Genomic DNA, 6,236 nt, shown 5'->3' on the forward strand with positions numbered 1-6,236 from the left:
GTCCGCGACCCGATGCTATTCATTGGATTCCCGTCGAACGGCCGAGCCGAAATCCTGTTGAAAGGTTCCGTTTCCGCGCGCAATCGCGCGAAGACTCGGGCTGGCGGGGCGCGCGCGCCGCTCGTCAGCCGCTCGTCAGCCGCTCGTCAGCCGCGTTCGAAGCAGTGCGAGTGGCCGATGACGCGGAAGCCGCGGCGTGCGTACCAGTGCCGTGGCCAGTCCGTCGCGTCAGCCGTGAGGAACCGGGTGCCGCACGCCCCGTCGGCCGCCCAGCGCAAGGCGGTGCTCAGGACGGCATCGGCGTAACCGCGCCCGCGGTGGGCCTGCGAGGTGATCAGGTCCTCGATCTGGGCCACGCCGGTCACCGGGTCCAGATAGAGATCGGCCCACGAGGCGACCTCGCCCGACTCCGTACGGGCACCGATGAAGTGCACGGCGTCGGCCCCTCGGCGGCGGGCCTCGCGCCGGTCGACGAGGTGGCGCAGGACCTCGTCACCGACGTCCGGGAGGAAGCCGCGCCACCGCCGGGTGAGGGGGATGCGCAGCGCGTCGAGGTCCACTTCCTCCGCGGCTCCCCCGGCCGGTACCGGGCCCTCGTGCAGCATGACCAGATACGTGGAGTGGGTGTATCCGGCCCGGAGCATCGGTTCCGCGCACGCCCGCGCGACCTCGTCGTCGAGGACCGAGACGAGCCGGTGCGGGAGATGCCCGAGCGCCTCCTCGGTGACGGCGGGCAGCGCCCCTGGGTCCACGGCCGTGTCGATGACGACCTGGTTGTTCGCGCGGGAGTGCGCGAAGGCGTCGTCGTAGACGGCGAAACCCCCGGGCAGGTCCACGGTACGAGCGGCCTGGCGGCGGGCGAAGGCGGACAGGAAGGCGTTGATCGGTTGCAGCGCTGGGTCAGGTCGCAGCGCTGGGTCAGGGTCCGGCATGAGGCGAGCGTAGGCAGCCGCGGCCGTTCCGTCTCCGCATTTTCCACCGCAGGGCCGAGCGCCGGGTGTGGGCGGCGCGGGCGGCGCGGGCGGTGCGGGCGGTGCGGGCGGTGCGGGCGGTGCGGGCGGTGCGGCTCAGCCGCTCGTGCCCAGCTGCCAGAACAGCCGGTTCTCCAGGCATCGCGTCAGGTACGGAACGCCATCGGTGTGACCCGAACCGCGCTCGTCACCGAGCATGCGCACGGCGAGGCTGCGATGCGCCGACTTCCACCGCTGGTGCCGGCTCTCCAGCCGGCTGAGCGCCGCGTCCAGGCGGTCCCGTTCCGCCGGGCCGAGGCCGCCCTCTCCCCGGAGGTCCCGATAGGCCCGGGCCAGTGAGTCATGGCCGGCGTCCGCCGCCTCGGCCCGAACGGCCGGTACGCTCGTGAAGGCCGCCGATTGCAAGCGCGACGTGGGCGGGACACCGCAGAGAATCTCGAACCGTTTGTACTGTTCCGACTGAATGGCACTGGCACCCTGCGTGTACTGCCGGAAAGCGGAGAATTGATCCGCCCGCATCGTTGCGGCTATCCGGAACAATGCGGCGGCGCGCTCGAACAGGGCCACCCCGTGGTCTATGCGCTCCGCAGCTCCTCCCGGGCGCCCTGCACGCAATGCACTGGTGGCCGCCCGCACATCTGCCGCCATCGCGGTGAAGAGCATTTCATGCGCTTGCAGGACGCGGATGAAGAAATACTCGTCATGCAGGACGGAGACGGGCTGCGCGGTGACGTCGAACCACCTCCAGGTCTCCGTTGCGGGTGGCCGGGGCAGCTGATCGGCGAGATCTTCCAGGCGGGACCGGGGCACGTCACCCAGCCGCGACGGCAGGCTGCCGGCTTCCGGCCGTCCGTGGCTCTGCGTCGCCAGCCGCAGGGCGTGCCGCAACCGTGTGGCCAGTGTCGCCTCGTCCGGGCGGCCTGCGCCGGGCCCCTCACCCGACCCGCACGCCGCCTCGATCTCGAAGCGGACGATGTCGGATATGAGCAGCGTGGACATGCGTTCCGCGCTCGACGCGGACTTCTGTTCGCCGCCCATGAGCAGCTCAAGGACCGGCAGCGACAGGTAGGTGAGATTCCAGAAACGCCCCTCGTGTTTGTCGAGCGCACAGTCGAGAAAGGCATCGAGAAAGGGGCGGCCCTCGGAATGTCGGCGCCGGATCTCACTGAGCTGGATCAGGAGATGATCCGGTAGGAAATGCTTTCCCGTCCGCCGCACGTGTTCCGTGACGGACCGGGCGAGGGAAATGCCGTCGGATGCGGCCGGAACCTGCTCGGCGGCCGCCCACCGCCTAACCTCCCGCAGCTTTGACGTACGGGATCCGCACCTGTGACGAGGTGGGCGGGTACAGCCCTTGGTCATCACCCGCATGCATCGGATCGCGCAGTTCTCGGAATTCATCGCCACGTTCCTCTCCCGTGTCGTCGCCGGCGTCTGGAGACCACTAGGCATGATCGGAACGCCGCACGTCACGTCTCGGAAATTCGTGTCTTGACAGGGCGGAGGACGGCCACCTCTGGCACCGTCCGCCGTCGCCACGGCCTGGTCCGGGCGGGCTGCGACATAGGCGCCGTGACATCGTGGTGCCATGACCATCGAAGTGCGCCCGGCTTCGGTCTTCGAGGACGTCCGTACCCTGCTCGGCCCGAAGTCCCCCGGATCCAACGTCTGCTGGTGCCTGAGCTACCGCATCCCGTCGAAGCTCAACAACGAGCTGCGCGGCCCGGCCCGCGGTGCCTACGTCGCCGAGCTGTGCCGTGACCAACCCCCGCCGGGGGTGATCGCCTACGACAACGGCGAGCCGGTCGGCTGGGCCGCCGTCGCGCCGCGCTCGGACACCTCCTTCGCCCGCAGCCGGAAGATCCCGCACGTCGACGACCTGCCCGTCTGGTGCGTGTGGTGCATCCGCGTACGCCCCGGTCACCGGCGCAAAGGGATCTCCCACGCCCTCATCGCGGGCGCCGTCGACTTCGCCCGCGCCCACGGCGCGCCCGCGATCGAGGCCTACCCCCTGGACAACGGCGACGCCAGGGTCGACCTGACGATGGCGTACGCCGGAATCCGGAAGAACTTCGAACGCGCCGGCTTCACCCACGCCTCCGACACCACGTCGGTCCTGGCCGGCCACCCCCGCGTCCTGATGCGGCTCGACTTGCGCTGACACCACGCCAACTCCCCCTCGCCCAAGCGGAGATCACGCCGAACCGCCCTCCCCAATGGTGCAGAGAACTCTATGCAGAGAGTCCTCTGCAACTTAGGCTACGGGCATGAGCGACGAAGAGAAGCGTGTGCCGACGGGCCCTCAGAAGCCCGTACGGCGACTCGATGCGCGCAGCCTCCGCGGCCTGGCGCACCCCCTGAGGATGACCATCCTCGAGATGCTGTCCCTCGACGGCGCTGCCACCGCCACCGGGCTGTCCGCACGTCTCGGCGAGAGCACCGGCACGGTCAGCTGGCACCTGCGGCACCTCGCCGACCACGGGTTCATCGAGGAGGAGACGGGCCGGGGCACCAAGCGTGAACGCTGGTGGCGAGTCGTGGAGGACACCAAGGTCCTCGAGACCTCCGACTTCAGCGACGACCCCGATACCCGAGGTCCGCTCTCCGTGTACATGCACGAGTTGGTGCAGCAGTACTTCAGCCGGGTCACGCACTACCTGAGCGAGAGCTGGGACCGTGACTGGCGGCGCGCCGGGACCATCTCCGACTGGCGTGACCTACGCCTGACGCCGACGCAGCTCGCCGCCATGAACGACGAGTTGATGGCCGTCGTCGCCCGTCACACCCTTCCGGCGGGCGCACAGCCGCAGCCCGGGGCGCTGCCGGTCATCGTGCAGATCCAGTCGTTCCCCCGCAGGGCCGCGGAACGGAGCGACGGAGCATGAACGCGAAACGGAGCCTGAACCCGAAAACGAACGTCGGTCTCCTGCGCCGGCATCGGGACTTCCGTCTGCTGTGGTGTGGTGAGACCGCGGGGAAGTTCGGTGCTTCCGTCACCGCGGTGGCGATGCCCTTGATCGCTGTGTCGACCCTGCACGCCGGCCCGTTGCAGGTCGGCTTACTGAGCGCTTCGGCCTGGCTGCCGTGGCTCCTCATCGGACTCCCCGTCGGCGTCTGGGTCGACCGCATGCGCCGCCGGCCCATCATGGTGGCCGCTGCCGCGGTGTCCTTCGTGCTGTTCGCCCTGGTCCCCCTCGCCCAGCGGACCGGCCACCTGAGCATCGGCCTGCTGATGGCCATCGCCCTGCTGACGGGCACGGCCGCGGTCTTCTTCCAGACCGCCTACAGCGCCTACCTCCCCAGCCTCCTCGACCCCGCGGACCAGCCCGAGGGCAATGCCAAACTCCACGGCAGCGCGTCCGCCGCACAGATCGGCGGTCTCGGATCCGCCGGTGTGATCGGGCAGGGCGTCGGGGTGGTGAACGCCATGTTCGCCAACGCGGCGACGTTCCTCCTCTCCCTCCTGTGCCTGGTGAGCATCCGCCATCGCGAGCCCCGCCCACCGCGGCCGGCCGACCGCAGAGCACTGCTCAGCGAAGTCGGTGACGGCCTACGGCTGGTCGCGGGCGATCCCTGGCTCCGTACGCTGACCCTCTTCGGGGCCGCCTCGAACCTGGCTCTCATGGGGTACCAGTCCATCCAGGTCGTCTTTCTCGTCCATACCGTCGGCTTGGCCCCCGGCGCGGTCGGTGGACTCATCGCGGCCACCAGCGCGGGCGGTATCGCCGGGGCGCTCCTCGCACGCCGTACCTCCAGCCGTATCGGGACGGCCCGTGCCACCTTGCTGTTCGAACTCGGTTTCGCGATGTTCGCCCTGCTCATACCGGCCGCCTTCGCGGGAGCCGGGCTGCTCCTCTTCGTCGTGGGCGGGTGGTGCGTATCGGCGGGCGTGGTCGCCGGCAACGTCATCAAGGCGAGCTTCCAGCAGCGCTACTGCCCACCGGAGCTCCTCGGGCGCCTGACCGCGAGCACGGCCTTCCTCAACTTCGGCACGATCCCGCTGGGAGCCCTGCTCGGCGGATGGCTCGGCACCGTCTACGACTTGCGCACCGCCATGTGGATCACGACCGCGGGAGTACCGCTCGCCGCGCTGATCCTGCTCTTCTCCCCGATCCGGCGCTCCCGGGACCTGCCCACGGCTCCCTCCTCCCCGAGTGGCCCGGGCGCGGTACCCCGTCCGGACTTCTCCCCGCAGTCACGCTGATGCCGGAACCGCGCACCGCGCCCGTGCGTCTGTCGCGAGGACGAGGGGGACGACCATGAGCCGGACATCGGGTGAGAACGTGCAGGGCGTGGAGACCGTCGGACGCGTCATCGCCGGTCTGGGCGCGACGGCCGGGGTGCTCGTCTGGGTGCCACGGGCGGCTTTCAGTATCGACGGCGGCTTCGAGGGCCACGCCCGGGACCTGAGCGTGATCTACGTCGATCTGCCGCTCATCGTGCTCGGCGGCATCCTCATTCCGCTCTCGGCCTGGACCCTGACCCGGCGGTGGGCGCGGCGCCCCTGGGTGGCGGCGCTCGTGGCCCTGGCCGCGCTCGCACTCGGTCTGTGGGGCCTCATCGAGTGGTGGACGCCCCGCCAGCACCCGGACCCCGGCTACCGAGGAGGGCTCTGACAGGCGGAAGGCTGCGGAGGGACCTCCGGTGAGCCGTGCGGCCATACTGGCCGATGATGATCAGGGGAATCCGGCCGCTGCTGCGCGGCTCCACGTACACAGGTGCGCTGTTCGCCTACTGCGGCGCGCTGGCGAGCCTGCCACTGCTGCCCTTCGCTCTGCTGCCGCTGGTGATGTGGGGATCCGCTCCGAAGCGAGTGCAGATCCTCCTGGTCCTGCTGGTCTGGGCGGTGCTGGTCGCCGCGGTGGGGCTGGCGCCTCCCGTACGGCGGGCGCTGGTCGCGTCCGCCCGCCGGCTGCTGCGGGTGCCGCTGCCGGATCCGGTTGCCGGGCGCCGGTCCTCCGGTTCACCTCGCCCCGACCACTGGCGGACCCCGCTCTGGCTCGTTCTGCACGTGGCACTGGGGTGGGCGGCGGCGGTGACGAGCGGCGTTCTCCTGCTCGCCGGCCTGACCCTCCCGGGGGGCCGGCTCGGCGCCGAGCTGGAGCTGAGCCTGTTCGGCTGGTCGGCGCGGGTGGAGGACGGCTGGGGCAGCTGGGCGACGGGGCTGGGCTGCCTCCTGCTGGCGGCGGCCGTGTGCGTACTGGTGACGAAGGCCCTGCGGTGGTCGGCGCCACGGCTGCTGGGACCCTCGGCGGCCGAACGGCT

6 protein-coding genes and 1 pseudogene are annotated in these 6,236 nt (G+C 70.6%); 5 read left to right on the forward strand and 2 right to left on the reverse strand.

Translation table 11 applies throughout. From position 1 onward, the window contains the following. Positions 1–146: 146 nt before the first annotated feature. Positions 147–932, reverse strand: a complete 786-nt coding sequence (locus AC07DU_RS32140; RefSeq protein ID WP_479115344.1) for a GNAT family N-acetyltransferase — start codon at positions 930–932, stop codon at positions 147–149. A 135-nt stretch (positions 933–1,067) separates the two neighbouring features. Continuing rightward, complete coding sequence (locus AC07DU_RS32145) at positions 1,068–2,372, reverse strand: tryptophan 2,3-dioxygenase family protein (RefSeq protein ID WP_479115346.1); 1,305 nt, start codon at positions 2,370–2,372, stop codon at positions 1,068–1,070. Positions 2,373–2,559: 187 nt separating this feature from the next. Here AC07DU_RS32145 and AC07DU_RS32150 point away from each other — a divergent pair, with 187 nt between their 5' ends. From AC07DU_RS32150 to AC07DU_RS32170, 5 genes and pseudogenes are all read left to right on the forward strand, one after another. Further along, entirely contained in the window at positions 2,560–3,132 is a 573-nt protein-coding gene (locus AC07DU_RS32150; RefSeq protein ID WP_479115348.1) for a GNAT family N-acetyltransferase, read from the forward strand. 106 nt (positions 3,133–3,238) lie between these two features. Further along, positions 3,239–3,856 (forward strand): helix-turn-helix domain-containing protein, encoded by a 618-nt coding sequence (locus AC07DU_RS32155; RefSeq protein WP_479115350.1) that lies wholly within the window; start codon positions 3,239–3,241, stop codon positions 3,854–3,856. Next, a complete protein-coding gene (locus tag AC07DU_RS32160; protein WP_479115352.1) occupies positions 3,853–5,175 on the forward strand; it encodes an MFS transporter in 1,323 nt (440 codons plus the stop codon). The genes AC07DU_RS32155 and AC07DU_RS32160 overlap by 4 nt, the downstream gene beginning before the upstream one ends. A 55-nt stretch (positions 5,176–5,230) precedes the next feature. Continuing rightward, positions 5,231–5,587, forward strand: coding sequence for a hypothetical protein (locus AC07DU_RS32165; protein WP_479115354.1), 357 nt, complete (start codon positions 5,231–5,233; stop codon positions 5,585–5,587). 56 nt (positions 5,588–5,643) lie between these two features. Then, positions 5,644–6,236 (forward strand): annotated as a pseudogene (locus tag AC07DU_RS32170) (sensor histidine kinase); the annotation flags it as partial.

This window comes from Streptomyces sp. NPDC045695 (assembly GCF_056432025.1).